The organism is Gordonibacter urolithinfaciens (assembly GCF_900199375.1).
In the GTDB taxonomy this organism is placed as follows: Bacteria; Actinomycetota; Coriobacteriia; order Coriobacteriales; family Eggerthellaceae; genus Gordonibacter; species Gordonibacter urolithinfaciens.
The window spans coordinates 729,173-744,820 of record NZ_LT900217.1; the positions used below are offsets into that span (position 1 = coordinate 729,173).

Annotated in this window: 13 protein-coding genes; 1 reads left to right on the forward strand and 12 read right to left on the reverse strand. The window is 65.8% G+C overall.

Translation table 11 applies throughout. From position 1 onward, the window contains the following. Nucleotides 1-225: 225 nt before the first annotated feature. Complete coding sequence (locus BN3560_RS03205; RefSeq protein ID WP_015540493.1) at nucleotides 226-1,647, reverse strand: helix-turn-helix transcriptional regulator; 1,422 nt, start codon at nucleotides 1,645-1,647, stop codon at nucleotides 226-228. A gap of 16 nt (nucleotides 1,648-1,663) precedes the next feature. Further along, the gene (locus BN3560_RS03210) at nucleotides 1,664-3,199 is read right to left on the reverse strand and encodes a response regulator transcription factor (RefSeq protein WP_157780536.1); all 1,536 of its coding nucleotides are present in this window, start codon (nucleotides 3,197-3,199) and stop codon (nucleotides 1,664-1,666) included. A 424-nt stretch (nucleotides 3,200-3,623) separates the two neighbouring features. Between BN3560_RS03210 and BN3560_RS03215 the strand changes: the two genes are divergently transcribed. Further along, the gene (locus BN3560_RS03215; RefSeq protein WP_015540492.1) at nucleotides 3,624-3,875 is read left to right on the forward strand and encodes a helix-turn-helix domain-containing protein; all 252 of its coding nucleotides are present in this window, start codon (nucleotides 3,624-3,626) and stop codon (nucleotides 3,873-3,875) included. Between the two features lie 225 nt (nucleotides 3,876-4,100). On the opposite strand, the gene tig is transcribed toward BN3560_RS03215, so the two are convergent. From tig to rpsG, 10 genes are all read right to left on the reverse strand, one after another. Further along, nucleotides 4,101-5,414, reverse strand: coding sequence for a trigger factor (tig, locus tag BN3560_RS03220; protein WP_096226996.1), 1,314 nt, complete (start codon nucleotides 5,412-5,414; stop codon nucleotides 4,101-4,103). Between the two features lie 621 nt (nucleotides 5,415-6,035). Further along, complete coding sequence (locus tag BN3560_RS14635) at nucleotides 6,036-6,275, reverse strand: hypothetical protein (RefSeq protein ID WP_157780538.1); 240 nt, start codon at nucleotides 6,273-6,275, stop codon at nucleotides 6,036-6,038. A 487-nt stretch (nucleotides 6,276-6,762) separates the two neighbouring features. Next, nucleotides 6,763-10,215 (reverse strand): FtsX-like permease family protein, encoded by a 3,453-nt coding sequence (locus BN3560_RS03230; protein ID WP_096226997.1) that lies wholly within the window; start codon nucleotides 10,213-10,215, stop codon nucleotides 6,763-6,765. Nucleotides 10,216-10,225: 10 nt separating this feature from the next. Next, on the reverse strand, nucleotides 10,226-10,927 hold the full coding sequence (locus BN3560_RS03235) for an ABC transporter ATP-binding protein (protein WP_096226998.1): 702 nt from the start codon (nucleotides 10,925-10,927) through the stop codon (nucleotides 10,226-10,228). Between the two features lie 165 nt (nucleotides 10,928-11,092). Further along, the gene (rplW, locus tag BN3560_RS03240) at nucleotides 11,093-11,377 is read right to left on the reverse strand and encodes a 50S ribosomal protein L23 (protein ID WP_015540478.1); all 285 of its coding nucleotides are present in this window, start codon (nucleotides 11,375-11,377) and stop codon (nucleotides 11,093-11,095) included. After that, nucleotides 11,377-12,000 carry a 50S ribosomal protein L4 gene (rplD, locus tag BN3560_RS03245; protein ID WP_087190458.1) on the reverse strand — a complete coding sequence of 208 codons (624 nt, stop codon included), beginning with the start codon at nucleotides 11,998-12,000 and terminating at the stop codon, nucleotides 11,377-11,379. The genes rplW and rplD overlap by 1 nt, the downstream gene beginning before the upstream one ends. Before the next feature lie 29 nt (nucleotides 12,001-12,029). Next, nucleotides 12,030-12,650 carry a 50S ribosomal protein L3 gene (gene rplC / locus BN3560_RS03250; protein ID WP_096226999.1) on the reverse strand — a complete coding sequence of 207 codons (621 nt, stop codon included), beginning with the start codon at nucleotides 12,648-12,650 and terminating at the stop codon, nucleotides 12,030-12,032. Nucleotides 12,651-12,666: 16 nt separating this feature from the next. Further along, a complete protein-coding gene (gene rpsJ, locus BN3560_RS03255) occupies nucleotides 12,667-12,975 on the reverse strand; it encodes a 30S ribosomal protein S10 (RefSeq protein ID WP_009304899.1) in 309 nt (102 codons plus the stop codon). Nucleotides 12,976-13,010: 35 nt separating this feature from the next. Beyond that, a complete protein-coding gene (gene fusA / locus BN3560_RS03260) occupies nucleotides 13,011-15,128 on the reverse strand; it encodes an elongation factor G (RefSeq protein WP_096227000.1) in 2,118 nt (705 codons plus the stop codon). Nucleotides 15,129-15,142: 14 nt separating this feature from the next. Beyond that, on the reverse strand, nucleotides 15,143-15,613 hold the full coding sequence (gene rpsG / locus BN3560_RS03265) for a 30S ribosomal protein S7 (RefSeq protein ID WP_041240690.1): 471 nt from the start codon (nucleotides 15,611-15,613) through the stop codon (nucleotides 15,143-15,145). Nucleotides 15,614-15,648 lie beyond the last annotated feature (35 nt).

Sequence of the window (15,648 nt, forward strand, 5' to 3'; positions counted from 1 at the left end):
CTTCTCGTCCAGGGCGCCGGGAGGCGCCGATGCCGGGGAGAATAACGCGAAGCCGGCACGGCTGTCATCGTGGCGTTCTTGGTGTTCGTGCCGCTACCCTGTTTTTGACGATGGTCCATCAGGCGAAACGCGGGAAAATAAGCCTCGATGCAAAGCGGATGGGTAGAGAGGGCGCGCCTAAGCCCCCGGTAAGCCCTGCGTAGGGACCGGGATGGAAAAGGCCCCCTACTCCTCGCCGTAGAGCTTCGTGCCCTCAATGAGATCGAGCAGCTCTTGGCGCGAATGAACGCCCGTCTTGCGGTAGATGTTGCGTATGTGCGTCTGCGCCGTGCTCAGGGATATGGACAGAGCCTGCTCGATGTACTTGGCGTTTCTTCCTTGGGCCACGAGCATCAGCACTTCGAACTGCCGTTCTGAAAGATTGCACTGCTCGCCCACCACCCGGCAGCGCTTCTTCCAAAGGCCCTTCGCCTCGTGCCCGCCCAAGCTTCCCTCCATGCCCTCCTCGGGAAAACGCGCTTTATGGCAGAACGCCGCGATGAAGCCGTAGACGACGGCTATGACGGCGGTCATCTGCGCAGCCAGCACCATGTCGGAAGCGGCCGCCGCGGCGACGACGTACCCGGTCGCGAAACCGGCGGCCATGCCGAGATAGTCGAGCGCCCGCGCCTTCCCATGAGCCCGGGGCGCCGAGAGATGCGAGAGGCGCACATGCTCGGCCACTGCGGCGATGCCGAACGAGAGGTACACCGTGCACAGCGCGGAGAGCACGCAGAGCGAGGGCACGCGCAGCGCCTCCCCGAAAAGGTACGCGGACAGAAAGGCCCCTATCGTCAAGGGCGGGGTCAAAGGGGACAGGCTCCGCTCGTTCACCAGGCCCTTGCGGGCGAAGCTCACCGCCAGCACGAGGGCAGCCATCGCCGCAGAGGCCAGACATGCCGCGCGCTCGAAATCGCTTGACGTCGCGCTCGCCACGAACCCGAACTCGAAATTGCTGATGGAAAGCATGAGCGCCGATGTCTTGAGAATTTTCGACCGTTTGTCCGACTCGCGGTTGCCTACCGCCTCGGGGAGAACGCCCTCGGGCTTCGCCTTCGCCAACACGAGCACGCAGACGACCGAGACCGCCAGCACGAGCACGACGGCGACGCGTGCCGCCTCGGCCAGCAAGCTGCCTTCCACCAGGCAGATGACGAGCCCCGCGGCAACCGCAGCGGAAACGAACAGGGGGGTGGACTTGTGCGGGCGCACGCAGACGAAGCAGAACCAGAGGGATGCGAGCGCGGCCGTTCCCATGGCAGTCGCCGCATAGGCGAGGAGCGCGAGCATTTCCGTCAGCGCCGGCACAAGCAGCGCAGCGCCTGCGAAGGCAACCCCCGCCAGCGCGGCGACCGCAAGCGCCCGGCACCTGTGCAAGACGATGGCATGTGCGGCGAGGCCCACGACCAGGCTGGCTGCGGCAAGGGCGAGCGCGCATACCGCCCGTATCGCGAACGGGCTCGCACCGCCCGGCGACACCTCCGGCGCGATCGCGAAGAGGGCCACGATTGACGCAACGAGCGAGGCGAACCCCGCGAAGCCTATGAGCATGTCGAGCCCGAGCCTCGTCGACCCCACCGCCAGCATCCCCTTTGCCTCATGCATCATGCCCCCCGATACCGTATTAAGACAGCCCGACCGGGGCATCTTCATCTACGACGGCCTTCTCCACGAGATCCATCAGATCCTGCCGGGAATGGGCCCCTGTCTTCCGGTAGATGTTGTAGATATGGGCCTTGGCCGTATGCGGGGAGATGAAGAGCTGCTTCTGCACATACTCGGCGTTGCGGCCCTTGGCCAGCATATGGAGCACTTCGGTCTGACGTTTCGACAGGCCGCACTGCTTTGCCACCGCGTCGCACTTGAGATGGAAGAACCTCACGCCGGATTCGGCATCCTCGCAGCTAGCCTCCAACATCATCTCGCCGCGCGGACCGATGACGATGCGCCGCGCGGGCTCCTGCGACTCGCCGGGGTAATAGCTCTGCTTGCTTATGGCCTCCGAAACCAAGATGAAGAACATGACCACGACCACCACCATGACCGGCAGCGTGACCGAGCCGAGCACCTCGGTCGAAAACGCCAGCCAGCCCGCTGAAAGCCCCAGCAGCAGCCCCGCCGACGAGAACAGCCGCGCCCAGCCGAACGTCCTCATGGAGGAAAGGCCGCACCGCACGATGTGCTCGCAGGTCGCGAACAGGGCGCTGGAATACGGCAGCAGCGAGAACAGGAACGCCAAGACGCACGGCCCTGCCCACAAGGTCTCCGGCAGGAAGAACAACGGCAGGATGCAGGCCGCGAGCACCGGGAGGAACATCCTCCTGATAAAGGACTCCTTGAGGAAGAACGACCTGCGCGAATCGACCAGCAGCAGCGCAAGCACTGCCAGCGATCCCCCCTGGATGGCGGCCGACACCCCGAAGGTGTGCACTTCGGGCGTAAGCAGCCAGTACAGGGCAAAACCCTGGGCCACCGATCCCATCACGGTGAGCAGGGAGGGCTTCCAGGTTATCTGCAGCCTCTCGTCGGACTCCGCAGCATCGACCGCAGGGAGGTCGTCCATCAACGAGAAGCGCACCTGAAGGAAGAGGTACGTCGACACGGAGGCAAGGGCGTAGAGCATGATGGCATAGGGCACGAAGCGCCCATCGACGAAAACGGTCCCTGCATACCAGAGGAAGGACAGCGCCAGCATCGAGGCGACGGCCGCCCTTATCTGCACCTTCATGAGCACGCAGACGAATTCCACCCACAGCGTTGCAAGGACGGCCACGCCGGCACCCGACAGCGCGGCCGCCGCAAGGCCGAGCACCGGGAAGGCCCCGGAGAAAACGCCGATGAGAGGAGCAGCCCCGCATACGAGCGATATGACGGCCAGGGCGACGCGATGGGTCTGAAGCCGGTTCGACAACAGCCAAAGGACGGCGTAGGCGAAAAGGAGGGCGGCCACGAAAACCGGGTGCAGCAAACTGCTGCCGAAGGACGTTCCTCCCGGACCCGCCACGAAGTCGCTCGTGGTGAGGACCGAGAAGAACCAGGCGAAGCAAAACGACGCCCCCACTACGCCGGCCACGAGATAGGGATTGACGAACAGCCACTCGTTTCTCTTCTCCCGGCGCTTGGCCTTGGAAGAAGCCCCTTTCAACCCTTCCCGATCCATGAAAACAGTCACCCCCGTTGACGGTTTCATACACCTGCTTGACGATGCGCCCGACCATCGCCGTACCCCGAATGATAGTACGCCGGAAGAAGGCCGACTCCCCCCGACCGCAGCAGTTCCCCAGTTTCAGGCATGAAGGATTACGCGCCTCCGGGCGCGTAATGCCTTGCTCCTTACGTTTTCAAGGCCCCTTCTCCCGAAGCAGCCGCACCACACCGTAACGCGACCCCTTCTGCGCGATCAAGTCAACGATCCCGAAAGCCTCGCCCAACGAACGGGCTCCCTGCGGTGCTCGGGCGTCCCTTCGGGGCTGCATCCAAATATCTGCGCTGACCAGTCATCATAATCGGGAATTGTCGATCTTTTTGCCGACTGTTCGGATATATCCGTCCTTCTGCAGCGCAGCTTAGATAGCCTTCACCATATGGATTATTTCGACAAAAGAAGGCAGTTGGGCCAGCACATCGTGGAGATGCGCAAGGCCCAGCGCATCTCGCAGAAGCAGCTCGCCCTCATGTCGGACATCAACAAGGGGTACCTCTCGGAAATAGAGAACGGCATCAGCAACATCAGCGTCAACAAGCTCTTCCGGATAGCCGATGCCCTCGGTGTGCCGCCCATGGACCTGTTCGCCGGCATCGAGGGCGAGGAAGAGGGAGACTGCGCCACCACCTAGCGCCGACATCGCCCCTATGCGATGAGCGCCGTCCGAAGCACCCCCGGTGACTCTTGATGCCCGCCGACCTCGCACGCCCTCGGAGCGAGCGCCACGCACCCTCAACCAACGTCGCACGAACCAGCTACGCACGCCCATCCCCAGCCGGACGAGAAAGCGCGCGCGAAAAGCAAAGGAACCGGCCCAAGAGCCGGTTCCTCCCTCATAAACGATGCTGCCCTGCCGCTACTCGGCCGCAGGGGCCTCGTTCGGGTCCTTCACGGTGATGTCCGCGTGCTCAAGGAGCCACTTGTTCGCCTTGATGCGCTCGGCCGCCTCGCGCAGCGCGAAGCCGCGGCCCGACTCCTCCATCTGGCGACGCACGCCCTGGGGGTTCTGCGGGTTCATGGCAGCGCAGGCCTCCTGCACGTCCTCGTCGCTCACCACCAGGCCCTCGTGGCGGAACAGGGCGTCCAGCGCGTAGCCCTGCACGAGCATCTGGCGCGTCTGCATCATCATCATCATGTTGAACTGCTGCTCGCCGCCCTGCTGCTCGACGAACTGGTCCCACGTCATGTTCTGCTGCTCCACCTCGGCGCGCATGTTGTTCATGAGGTTGCGGGACATGGACTCGTACACCTCGTCGGCGATGCTGCCCTTGAAGCGCTTCGCCAGCTCGCCGGCGGCCATGTTGCGCTTGTAGTTCTCGTACTCGCCCGACAGCTGGCGGTTCAGGCCGCGGCGGATGTCGTCGCGCATGGCGGCCACGTCCTTGTACATGGGCATGAACTTCGCCACCCAGGCGTCGTCGATGACGGGGGCGACCTTCTTCTGGATCTCCTTGACCGTGACGGTGCACTCGATGGTCTCGACGATCTCGTTGCCCTCGTCGTCGATGCCGGGGCCCTCGAACGTGAAGGTCTTCGTCTCGCCCACGTCCATGCCGATGATGTTCTCGTCGAAGCCGTCGGGCATGAGGCCGGCGCCGGCGGAGTACGTGCGCGCGTCGGTGGTCAGGCCGGGCAGCTTCTCGCCGTTCTCGTAGGACTCCATGGCCAAAAGGCAGCTGTCGCCCTTGCGCACGGGGTGCGGGTCGTCGGCCACGAACTCGGCGTAGCGCTCGGCAACCTGGTTGATCTGCTCGTCCACCTGGCGCTCGTCGATCGACACCTCCTGGATGGTGATGGAGACCGGCTCGTAGGACGTCAGCTCGTAGTCCGGCTTCGGCGTGAGGTGCAGGCCGAACTGGAACGTCTGGCCGCGCTTGAGCGCCGTCTTGGGCTCGGGCTGCGGCGGGAACGCGGGGATGACGCCGACCTTGTCGATGGCGAACGGCACGAGGGCCTCGACCGCCTGGTTCATGACGACCGAGTCCAAGTCCTTGATGCCCATGCGCTCCTCGGCCGCCTGGGCGACCGTCTTGTCCTTCTCGGGGCGCATGCCCATCTGCTGGGCGAACGCGAGGTGCGCGTTGTTGAGCGCGTTGCTCACCTCGGCCGTCGAGGCAACGGCGTCGATCAGCAGGCGGCCGTCGTCGAGTTTCTTCTGCGTGACTTTCATCTTGGTTCCGTCTCCTTCTTACGAGCACTGCGGCACAGGGTGCCGGGTGGAGGCGGAAACGGCGTGCCGACCGCAATGCGATACGCGCAGAAACCGTGCACGGACGTTCCCCTCCAATACCTTGCTAGCTTGCAATTGTAACGCACATCGTCGCCCACCGCGACGAGATGCCCGCAAATATAAGGCGATGTCCAACCGGCTGCCCTCCGGGAAAAAGAGACTGCACGGCATGCGTTCCGCGAAGCCCAAGAAAGGCGAACGAGGCGCGGGAGGTCTATTCAGGGGGTTCAACCTCCGCGCCCGCGCGGCGCATACCGTGCAGCACGCTCCGTACTATACGGAAAGGCCGCTCCAAGTGCATTATACCAAGGGGCCTATTTTGCGCCCCGGCCTCATACCAGACGTACCAGATTCCTGGCCGCACGCGGGGAAACGCGCGCCATAGGCCCTCTTGGAAGACCCCATCCGGCTCCGTCCCGCGTCCCTGCGACCGCGCTGCCGCCGCACCCCTTCCCTCCGCACGCCTCCGCTTCCACCGCACCCGATACGACAAGACCCCCGGCATAGAGAGGCCGGGGGTCTGCGTTCGCCGTTGAAGAGGAGGTCGGCGAAAGGGGATAGCTACTTGCCGGGGGTGCCGGGGGCGGCAGGGGGCTTCGGGGCGCCCGGGGCACCGGGAGCCTTCGGGGCGCCGGGAGCGCCGGGCACGCCGGGAGCACCCGGGGCGCCGGGCATGCCGGGGGCCTTCGTCGCCTTGGCGCCGCAGCTCGGGCACGCGTCCAGGCTGGGGCCCACTTCCGCGCCGCACTTGGGGCACTTGATGGGGCCGTTCAGGTCAACCGCTGCTGGTCTGAAGCACATGAGGAGATCCTTTCTCTTTTATGGTCCGATCGGTCCGTCGCGAAACCCCGGGCCCTGCTCGGGCTTGCGTGGTCTTCGAGGATCGGCCCGGAGCGTGCAGGGGGGCTTGCGCCGGGCCGATCCTCGAAGCGAACTCGACCTCTCGCAGACTACTCTAGCGTTCAGTACCGGGGCCGAGCATCCCCTATAAGCGCTTAAATAGTTGAAAAGCCGTAATACCTATGGTCTGATTCATTTCCACGACCTGCGGTTTTGCTCCCAAAGTAGTTTTGCGGAAGAAGTTTCCAAGAATGAGTACCGCAGCAAGCACCCCCGCGCAGGTCGCCCCCCTCTCACCTGCCGAACGTCAAGCGGGTCGCGCTTGCGGAGAGCGCCTTGGGGCGGCGCTTGATGCGAGTTCCGCACAAGCCGAACGCCCCAGCGGGGCGTTCGTGCGAGCCAGGACTGCCCGAGCAGCAAGCGCCGCCCCAAGGCGCACCAGGAAGGATTACTCGTTGGACTTCAGGCTCTCCACCATGTCGACCCGCGCGAGCTTGCGCCTCATGGCCAGCATCACCAGCACGGTGAACAGCATGGTGAGCAGAAACGCTATCACGAAGCTCGCCGCATGGATGGTGCGGCCGAACATCACCTGGTCCACTTCCGCCGTCACCACCACGAAGCCCTCCATGAACACGCCGAGCACGAGCCCGACCGCGCACCCGATGACCGACAGCAGCATGGTCTCGCGGTAGATGTAGGCGCTCACCTCGCGCGGCGTGAAGCCCAACACCTTGAGCGTGGCTATCTCGCGCTGCCGCTCGGTGATGTTGATGTTCGTGAGGTTGTACAGCACGATGAACGCGAGCGCCGCCGCGGCCACCACGAGCACGATCACGATGAGCCCCACGCTCTTGAGCATGGACTTGTACGCGTCGATCACCTCGTCGTTGTAGGCCACGGTTTTCACCCCGTCGATAGCGCGCACCGCATCGTTGAACTGCGCGCGCTCCCCGGCGTCGGAGCTCGTCACGGCGTAGTACGTGGAGAATGCCGGCTGGCCGCCCTCCATGCGCGCGTACTCGCCCGGGCCGATGAACACGTAGTTGTAGATGTAGTTCTCCATGACGCCCGTGACCGTGAGGTCGAACGTCTTGTCCGTGGCGTTGCCCATCTCGTCCTGCTCGGCCAGGCGCACCGTGTCGCCCACGCCCACCCCCAGCTCGTTCGCCAGCTTCTCGGCCAACACCACGCCGTCATCGCCGATGGACAACGGCTCATGCCCCACGCGCGTGCGCACGGTGAGGAAGTCGGCAAGGCCGCCCGGGTCCTCGGGTACCACCACGGACGCATGAACGTCGGCCTTGTCCGGCCCGCTGGCCACCATGCTCGCGCTCTGCACGCGCGTGGAGGACTCCACGGCGCCGCCTGCGCCCAGCAGGTCGTCCAGCTCCTGCTGCGACGCGGCCGGCAGGTCGTCCTCCGTGGTCACGACGGCGTTGTAGTGCACGATCTCGCCGTACTGCTTGTCGATGATGTCGTTGATGGCGTCCTGCAGGCCCAGGCCCGTGAGCAAGAGCGCCGTGCAGCCGGCGATGCCGATGACCGTCATCACGAACCGCTTCTTGTAGCGGAACAGGTTGCGGAACGTGACCTTCCACGAGAACGACAGCCGCCGCCACAGCGGGGCGATGCGCTCGAGCAGGATGCGCTTGCCGGCTTTCGGCGCGCGCGGCAGCATGAGCGTGGCCGGCCGCTCGCGCAGCGTGGCGAACGCGGCCGCCCAGGTGGCGACAAGCGTCACGCCCACGCCGAGACCGGCCGCCAACCCCGCGAGCCCCAGGTCGATGGGCAGCGGCCCCCTCGGCACGAAGTAGATGATGGCGTAGGCCTCGGAGATCACGGCGGGCAGCACCTGGGAGAGCACCGCGATGCCCAGCACGCTGCCCGTCACGCTGGCCACGGCGGCGTACAGCAGGTACTTCGAGGCGATGCGCGCGCGGCTGTACCCGAGCGCCTTGAACGTGCCGATGAGCACGCGCTCCTCCTCCACCATGCGCGTCATGGTGGTGAGCGCCACGAGCGCCGCCACGAGGAAGAAGATGAACGGGAACACCTGCGCGATGGAGTCCACGCGGTTCGCGTCGGACTCGAAGCTCGCCACGCCGTAGTTCTGGTCGCGGTCCATGACGAGCCACGACGGGTTCTCCAAGTCGTCGATCTTCTGCTGCGCGTCGGCAATCTGACGCTCGGCATCGGCGAACTGCGCGTCGGCGTCGGCCTTCTGGCGCTCGTACTCGGCCAGGGCGCCCTCGTAGTCGGCCCTGCCCTGCTCGAGCTGCGAGCGCCCGCTCGCTATCTGCGCCGCCGCCTCGTCGAGCTGCTGCTGCGCCGCCGCGATCTGCGCGTCGGCCCGAGAGCGCGCGGACGCCAGGTCGGCAGTGCCCTGCTCGACCTGCGCGACGGCAGCGTCGAACTGCGCCTTCTGGGCGTCGAACGCGGCCTGCTGGGTATCGAGCTCCCCACGCGCCGCATTGACCGCCTGCTGCTGCGCCTCGAGCTCGCCGCGAGCTCCGTCGAGAGCCGCCTGCCCTCGGTCGATCTCGTCCTTGCCCGCATCGAGAACCTGCTTCTGGGCTTCCAGCCTCGCCCTGTTCTCGGCGTAATCGGGATTTTCGGGGTGGTCCTCGTTCGCATCCCACGCCGCCTGCCAAAGCGCCATGCCCTGCTGCCACTCGGCCGCCTTCGCCGACAGGGCGTCCTGCCGGCCCTGCCACTCGCCCCACCCCGCCGCCAGCGCGTCGGCTCCCTGCTGCCACTGCGCCCAGGCGTCGGCCAGCTGGGCCTGACCTTGCTCGATGGCGGGGCGGGCGGCGTCGGTCTGGGCGCGGCCGTCGGCGAGCTGCCGCTCGGCCTCCGCAAGCTGCGCCTCGGCGCTCGCGCGCTGGCTCGCCAGCTCGCCCGCGCTGCGATCGTAGGCGGCCTGCGCGTCGGCGAGCTTCTGCTCGTTCTCGGCGATGGCCGCAGCGGCCTCGTCCAGCTGGCGCTGCGCGTCGTTGAGCTGCTGCTCGGCATCGGCCCGCTCGCGCTCGTAGTCGGCGCGCTTCTCGTCGAGCTCCTTCTGGGCATCGGCGCGCAGCCCGTCTACGCGGGCCTGCTCGCGCGCGGGGGCGAGGGCCTCTATGCGGTCCTCCACCTCGTGCACGCGCTCGAAGTAGGCGTCGCTTCCCGAGAACTCGCCCGCCGCGCCCGCCACCGTGACGAAGGCCTCCGTGTAGGGCAGATCCTTCGAGAAATCCGATTCCGGCACGTACATGAACTGCTGCACCGAGCCCGACCCGAGCGAGGTGGTGCCCATGGACGTGGACGACACGTAGTACGAGGAGTGCACATAGCCCACCACCTGGTACGTGCGCGTGGCCAGCACGTCGTCCACGTCCTGCGAGCCCTCGGTGATCTGCACCGTATCGCCGATCTTCGTGGGCGTGTTCATCACCTTGTCGGCCGACAGCACGCACTCGCCCTCGCGCACCGGCCACGAGCCCTCCACGAGGACGGGCCGGTTCAGGTAGTCGGCGGCGCCGGAGACCGCGTTCACGCCGTCGCCCGTATCGCTTTCCGCAGCGGCGGCGGGCAGCGAGTGCACGCGGATGGCGTACTGCTCGTCGTTCACCGTGGCCATGACGTCCGTCTCGTAGGCGCCCATGACCTGTGCGACGCCCTCCACGCCGCGCAGGGCGGCCAGGTCGCCGTCGGTGAGGCCGAGCGTCGACACCACGCGGATGTCCATGAGGTTCGCGCCGTCGTAGAACTGGTCGGCCGCGAGCTTCATGTCGGGGGCCGTCATGCGCAGCCCCGCGTAGAATCCCGTGCCCAGCGCCACGATGCCGGCGATGGCCAGGAAGCGCCCGAGCGAGTGCGTGACGGAGCGGAGGACGTCCTTGTTGAATGCGCCCCTCAAGCCCGCTCCCCTACCACTCCAGGACGTCGGCCGACAGCGGCGCCTCGTTGATCTCGACGCCCGCCACGCGCCCCTCGCGGATGTGGATGACGCGGTCGGCTATGGCCGTGAACGCCGAGTTGTGCGTGATGAGCACGACGGTCTTGCCGGTGTCGTAGCACGTGTCCTGCAACAACCGCAGGATGGCCTTGCCGGTATGGTAGTCCAGCGCACCGGTGGGCTCGTCGCACAGAAGCAGCTTCGGGTTCTTCGCCAGCGCGCGGGCGATGGCCACGCGCTGCTGTTCGCCGCCGGAGAGCTGGGCGGGGAAGTTGTCCAGCCGATGCCCCAGCCCCACCTGGGCAAGCACCTCGGCCGCATCGAGCGGGTCCTTGCAGATCTGGCTCGCCAGCTCCACGTTCTCCAACGCCGTGAGGTTCTGCACGAGGTTGTAGAACTGGAACACGAAGCCTATGTCGTAGCGGCGGTAGTAGGTGAGCTTCTTGCTGTTGAACGCGCTGATGTCGCGCCCGTCCAGCATGATGGTGCCCGACGAGCACCCGTCCATGCCGCCCAGCATGTTCAGGAGCGTGGTCTTGCCGGCGCCCGAGGGCCCCACCACCACCACGAGCTCGCCGCGCTCGATGTCGAACGTCATCCCGTCGACGGCCGCAACCTCCACCTCGCCCATCGTGTACACCTTGCGCACGTCGCGGAACTCCACGAATGCCAAATCGATCCCTCTCTTCACCCTCGCAGCTGCGTTTGCCCCACCATACACCAACCGTCCCGTCCGCGCACGCGAGCATACAAACTCGCCATGCGCCCCGGCCCTCCCCCAACACGAAAAGCGCCCCGCAGATGCGGGGCGCTCCAAAGCTTCGGACGGCTCGATAGCCTAGCTGGCGAACAGCTCGATCGTGTCGCCTTCCTTCAGCGTGACCATGGCCTTCTTCCAAGTGCGGGTCTGGCCCAGCTGGTAGCGGACGCGCTTGGGCTTCGGCTTCACGTTCAGCGTGTTCACCTTCACGACCTTCACGTTGAAGATGGCCTCGACGGCCTGGGCGATCTCCACCTTGTTGGAGTCCTTCGCCACCTCGAACGTGTACGTGTTCTTCTCCATCATGTCGTAGCTATGCTCCGTGATGATGGGGCGGATGATAACCTCGCGGGGATCCTTCATTATGCGAGCACCTCCTCGATGTACTTGAGGGCGTCGGCCGTCACCACGAGCTTCTTGTTGTCGATGAGCTCGTAGGTGTTGATGTCGGACACCGGGATGATGTTCACCTTCGGGATGTTGCGGAACGACAGGTACGTGTTCACCGCGTCGTCGGCGATGACGAGCGCCACGCGGCCCTCGAGGCCGAGCGCCTTCATCGCGGCCACGGCGGCCTTCGTGGAGGGCTTCTCGAACTCGAAGTCCTTCACCACCACCAGCTCGCCGTCGGCCAGCTTGGCGGACAGCGCGGAGCGCATCGCCAGCTTGACCTCCTTGTTGTTCACGCGGAACGCGTAGCTGCGCGGATGCGGGCCGAACACGGTGCCGCCGCCGGCCCACTGGGGGGCGCGGATGGTGCCCTGGCGGGCACGGCCGGTGCCCTTCTGGCGCCACGGCTTCTTGCCGCCGCCGCGCACCTGGCCGCGGGTGAGCGTGTTGCTCGTGCCCTGGCGCCAGGCCGCGCGCTGCGAGCGAACGACCGTGTGCATGACGGTCATGTTCGGCTCGATGCCGAAAACGGTAGCGGCGAGGTCGGCGGAACCGGCCTTCTTCCCGCTCGCGTCTTTGATCTCAATCGTGGTCATTTAAACTCCTTATTACTTTCGATCCACGTTTACGCCATGCGGACGCGAACGATGCCATTCTTGCCGCCGGGGACGGCGCCCTTCACGAGGATGAGGTTCTGGTCCTCGTCGATGCGCACGACCTCGAGGTTCTTCACCGTCACGGTGTCGCAGCCCATGTGGCCCGGGAGCTTGAGCCCCTTGAACACGCGGGACGGCGTGGCGCACTGGCCCACCGAGCCGGGAGCGCGGTGGAAGTGCGCGCCGTGGCCGCCCGGGCCGCCGCGGAAGCCGTAGCGCTTCATGACGCCGGCGAAGCCCTTGCCCTTGGACGTGCCGGTCACGTCGACCTTCTTCGTCTCGGCGAACGCGGCGACCGTCTGCTCGTCGCCCACCTTGTACTCGCCGGCATCCTCTACGCGAACCTCGCGCAGGTAGCGCACGGGAGCCGCGCCCTGCTTCTCGAAGTGGCCCTTCATGGGCTTGTTGACCTTCTTCTCCTTGATGGCGCCGAAGCCCATCTGCACGGCCTCGTAGCCGTCGGTGGCCTTCGTCTTCACCTGGCAGACCTTGTTGGGCTCGGCCTGGATGACCGTCACCGGGACGACGCGGTCGTCCTCGCCGAAGATCTGGGTCATGCCGATCTTCTTACCGTAGATTGCGTTGATCATTATCGCCTGACCCCCTTTACAGCTTGATTTCGATGTCGACGCCGGCGGGGAGATCGAGACGCATCAGGGAATCCACCGTGTTCGGGGTGGGCTCCAGGATGTCGATGAGGCGCTTGTGCGTGCGCATCTCGAACTGCTCGCGCGAATCCTTGTCGACGTGCGGGCCCTTGACGACGCAGTACAGGTTGCGCTCCGTCGGCAGCGGGATGGGACCGGACACCTTGGCACCCGTCTTCTGCGCGGTATCGACGATGAGCTTCGTGGACTGGTCCACGATCTCATGGTCGTACCCCTTCAAGCGGATGCGAATCTTCTGATTAGCCACTTACTTACCTCCGTTATGCTTCAGGTCGCGCGCGCTTACGCGTTCCCGCCGGCCTTGCTGATAATTTCCTCCGCCACGCTCTTGGGCACCGGCTCGTAGGAGTCGAACTGCATGGTGTACACAGCCCGGCCCTGCGTGCCGCTGCGCAGGTCGGTGGCGTAGCCGAACATGTTGCCCAGCGGCACCTTCGCGCTGACCACGATGGCGTTGCCGCGCTTCTCCTGGCCCTGGATCATACCGCGGCGGGAGGGGATGTCGCCCATGACGAAGCCCGTGTACTCCTCCGGCGTCTCGATCTCCACGGCCATGACCGGCTCGAGGATGACCGGGCTGGACTTGCGGAGCGCTTCCTTGATGGCCATGGAGCCCGCCACCTTGAACGCCGCCTCGGAGGAGTCGACGTCGTGGTACGAGCCGTCGACGAGCTCCACGCGCACGTCCTCGACCGGGTAGCCCGCGAGCACGCCGGAGTTCAGCGCCTCCTGGATGCCCTTGTCGATGGAGGGGATGTACTCCTTCGGCACCACGCCGCCCACGATCTTGTTCTCGAACAGGTAGCCTTCGCCGGCCTCCTGCGGGTACATGTTGATGACCGCATGGCCGTACTGGCCGCGACCGCCGGTCTGGCGCACGAACTTGCCCTCGGCGTTCATGACCTCCTTGCCGGGACGCTCGCGGTAGGCAACCTGGGGCTTGCCCACGTTGGCCTCGACCTTGAACTCGCGCAGCAGGCGGTCGATGATGATCTCGAGGTGCAGCTCGCCCATGCCGGCGATGATGGTCTGGCCGGTCTCGTGGTTCGTGGACACGCGGAACGTGGGGTCCTCCTCGGCGAGCTTCTGCAGCGCCACGCCCATCTTGTCCTGCTCGGCCTTCGTCTTCGGCTCGACGGCGATGTCGATGACCGGGTCGGCGAACTCCATGGACTCCAGGATGATGGGGTGCTTCTCGTCGCAGAGCGTGTCGCCCGTGGACACGTCCTTCAGGCCCACCACGGCCACGATGTCGCCCGCCTGGCAGGCATCGATGTCGACGCGCTGGTTCGAGTGCATCTGCAGAAGGCGGCCGATGCGCTCCTTCTTGTCCTTCGACGCGTTCAGGATGTAGGAGCCGGAATCCAGGCTGCCCGAGTACACGCGCAGATAGGTGAGCTTGCCCACGAACGGGTCGGTCATAATCTTGAAGGCGAGAGCGGAGAACGGGGCCTTCACGTCGGAGGGACGCTCGTCCTCGGCACCCGTGTCGGGGTTCGTGCCCTTGATGGCCGGGATGTCCACCGGGGAGGGCATGTAGTCCACCACGGCGTCGAGCAGCTCCTGCACGCCCTTGTTCTTGTAGGACGAGCCCACGAACACGGGGTGGATCTGGCAGGCGATGGTGCCCTTGCGCAGGGCGGCCTTCAGCTCCTCGACCGTGACCTCCTCCTCCATGAGCACCTTCTCCATGAGGTCGTCGTCGCAGTCGGCGGCGGCTTCGAGCAGCTCCTGACGGCGCAGCTCGGCCTCCTCGGCGAACTCGGCCGGGATGGCGTCCATGGGCTCGGGGTAGGTCATGCCCTTGTCGTCGGCCTTGAAGTCCCAGGCCGTCATCGTCACGAGGTCGATGACGCCCCAGAAGTTGTCCTCGGCGCCCATGGGAACCTGCGCGGCCACGGCCGGCGCGCCCAGGCGGTCCTTCATGGTCTGGATGGCGTTGAAGAAGTCGGCGCCCACGCGGTCGTACTTGTTGATGTAGGCGATGCGGGGCACGCCGTACTTGCTGGCCTGGCGCCACACGGTCTCGGACTGCGGCTGCACGCCGGCCACGGCGTCGAACACCGCGACGGCGCCGTCGAGCACGCGCAGGGAGCGCTCGACCTCGGCCGTGAAGTCAACGTGGCCGGGCGTGTCGATGATCTGGAAGCGGTACTCCTTGCCGTCGTCGGCACCGCCGGGGTACTTCCAGAAGCACGTGGTGGCAGCGGCCGTGATGGTCACGCCGCGCTCCTGCTCCTGCACCATCCAGTCCATCGTCGCGGCGCCATCGTGCACCTCGCCGATCTTGTGGGTCTTGCCCGTGTAGTAGAGGATGCGCTCGGTCGTCGTCGTCTTGCCCGCGTCGATGTGGGCCATGATGCCGATGTTGCGCGTGTCTTGTAGAGACATTTTAGCCATAGACTGGGTCCCCCTTAGAAGCGGTAGTGCGAGAACGCACGGTTGGACTCGGCCATCTTGTACAGGTCCTCGCGCTTCTTCACCGACGCGCCGGTGTTCTCGGCGGCGTCCATGATCTCGGCGGCGAGGCGCTCCTTCATCGTGTGCTCCTTGCGCTTGCGCGAGAAGTCCACGATCCAGCGGATGGCGAGCGTCGTCGAACGGCGGGAGTTGACCTCCATCGGCACCTGGTAGGTGGCGCCGCCGACGCGCTTGGGCTTGACCTCGAGGGTCGGGCGGACGTTGTCCATGGCCTTCTTGAACACGGCCAGCGGGTCGCCGCCGGTCTTCTGCTCCACGATGGCGAACGCACCGTAGACGATGCCCTCGGCGGTGGCCTTCTTGCCATCGAGGAGGACCTTGTTGATCAGCTGCGTGACCAAACGGTTGTTGTACTGTGCGTCCGGCTGAACTTCACGACGGACTGCTGCTGCACGACGCGGCATGTATTTCTCCTTCTGGTTCCTGCACGCTTCCGGGC

What these genes read in the sequence shown, in the direction of transcription:
- BN3560_RS03205 (WP_015540493.1), bottom strand. Translation starts at nt 1,647, where the DNA reads ATGATGCATGAGGCAAAGGGGATGCTGGCGGTGGGGTCGACGAGGCTC.
- BN3560_RS03210 (WP_157780536.1), bottom strand. Translation starts at nt 3,199, where the DNA reads ATGGATCGGGAAGGGTTGAAAGGGGCTTCTTCCAAGGCCAAGCGCCGG.
- BN3560_RS03215 (WP_015540492.1), top strand. Translation starts at nt 3,624, where the DNA reads ATGGATTATTTCGACAAAAGAAGGCAGTTGGGCCAGCACATCGTGGAG.
- tig (WP_096226996.1), bottom strand. Translation starts at nt 5,414, where the DNA reads ATGAAAGTCACGCAGAAGAAACTCGACGACGGCCGCCTGCTGATCGAC.
- BN3560_RS14635 (WP_157780538.1), bottom strand. Translation starts at nt 6,275, where the DNA reads ATGTGCTTCAGACCAGCAGCGGTTGACCTGAACGGCCCCATCAAGTGC.
- rplW (WP_015540478.1), bottom strand. Translation starts at nt 11,377, where the DNA reads ATGAAGGATCCCCGCGAGGTTATCATCCGCCCCATCATCACGGAGCAT.
- rplD (WP_087190458.1), bottom strand. Translation starts at nt 12,000, where the DNA reads ATGACCACGATTGAGATCAAAGACGCGAGCGGGAAGAAGGCCGGTTCC.
- rplC (WP_096226999.1), bottom strand. Translation starts at nt 12,650, where the DNA reads ATGATCAACGCAATCTACGGTAAGAAGATCGGCATGACCCAGATCTTC.
- fusA (WP_096227000.1), bottom strand. Translation starts at nt 15,128, where the DNA reads ATGGCTAAAATGTCTCTACAAGACACGCGCAACATCGGCATCATGGCC.
- rpsG (WP_041240690.1), bottom strand. Translation starts at nt 15,613, where the DNA reads ATGCCGCGTCGTGCAGCAGCAGTCCGTCGTGAAGTTCAGCCGGACGCA.